This is a genomic window from Kitasatospora sp. NPDC093558 (assembly GCF_040683475.1).
Taxonomy (GTDB): Bacteria; Actinomycetota; Actinomycetes; order Streptomycetales; family Streptomycetaceae; genus Kitasatospora.
The window spans coordinates 1-1,237 of record NZ_JBFBDY010001264.1 but is presented as its reverse complement, the minus strand read 5'-3'; the positions used below and the strand labels follow the sequence as shown (position 1 = coordinate 1,237).

Here is a 1,237-nt window from a genome sequence, read left to right as displayed (position 1 = left end):
ACGGCCCCGGCGCGGCTACCCGCCCGCCGGGGCCGTTCGCGTTGGGCGCCGGGGGCGGTGGGGTGGTCGTCCGGCCGGAAGTCTCGCAAATTCCTTAGCGCTGCCTCTGGTTCGCTGGCAGTGCCGAGAACGGCCCGCGAGCAGTGGCTGAAGGGGAACGGATGTCCAAGCGTGCACTGATCACCGGGGTGACCGGCCAGGACGGGTCGTACCTGGCCGAACACCTGATCTCCCTGGGGTACGAGGTCTGGGGCCTCACCCGGGGACAGGCGAATCCGCGGAAGGACCGGGTCAGCAGGCTGATCCCGGACCTGCGGTTCGTCGACGGCGACCTGATGGACCAGGGCAGCCTGGTCTCCGCCGTCGACTCGATCCAGCCCGACGAGGTCTACAACCTCGGGGCGATCTCGTTCGTGCCGATGTCCTGGCGCCAGCCGGAACTCGTTACCGAGGTCAACGGCACCGGCGTGCTGCGGGTGCTGGAGGCGATCCGGATGGTCAGCGGGATCAACAAGCCGGCGGCCGCCGCCGGCGGTCCCGGGCGCATCCGCTTCTACCAGGCCTCCAGCTCCGAGATGTTCGGCATGGTCGCGGAGACCCCGCAGAGCGAGCGGACCACCTTCCACCCGCGCAGCCCGTACGGCGTGGTGAAGACCTACGGCCACTACATCACCCGCAACTACCGCGAGTCCTACGGGATGTACGGCGTCTCGGGGATCCTGTTCAACCACGAGTCGCCGCGCCGCGGGGCCGAGTTCGTGACCCGCAAGATCTCCCTCGCGGTCGCGCAGATCAAGCTCGGCCTCCAGGACCGGCTGCTGCTCGGCAACCTGGACGCCGTCCGCGACTGGGGCTTCGCCGGGGACTACGTCCGGGCGATGCACCTGATGCTCCAGCAGGACGTGCCGGGCGACTACGTCATCGGCACCGGGCGGATGCACTCGGTGCGGGACGCGGCCAGGATCGCTTTCGAGTGCGTCGGGCTCGACTGGGAGCGGTACGTCGAGGTGGACCCCGGGCTCGTACGGCCCGCCGAGGTGGAGACGCTCTGCGCCGACGCCGGGAACGCGCGGGAGACGCTGGGCTGGGAGCCGAAGGTCGACTTCGCCGAGCTCATGCGGATGATGGTGGAGTCCGACCTGGAGCAGGCGCGCCTTGCCCGCGACTACGGCGAGGTGCTGGCCGGCGCCCGCTGGTGACACCGGGCCCGGAACGGCGGTAGGGCGGTGGGGGCGCC

At 70.7% G+C, this 1,237-nt stretch carries 1 protein-coding gene; it reads left to right on the top strand.

The annotated features are described in order from the left end of the window. Nucleotides 1-161 precede the first annotated feature (161 nt). A complete protein-coding gene (locus tag AB0O00_RS40215; protein ID WP_363659615.1) occupies nucleotides 162-1,199 on the top strand; it encodes a GDP-mannose 4,6-dehydratase in 1,038 nt (345 codons plus the stop codon). Nucleotides 1,200-1,237: the final 38 nt, after the last annotated feature.

Bases quoted from the DNA above. Each gene is read 5' to 3' on its own strand.
- AB0O00_RS40215 (WP_363659615.1), top strand. From the start codon at position 162: ATGTCCAAGCGTGCACTGATCACCGGGGTGACCGGCCAGGACGGGTCG.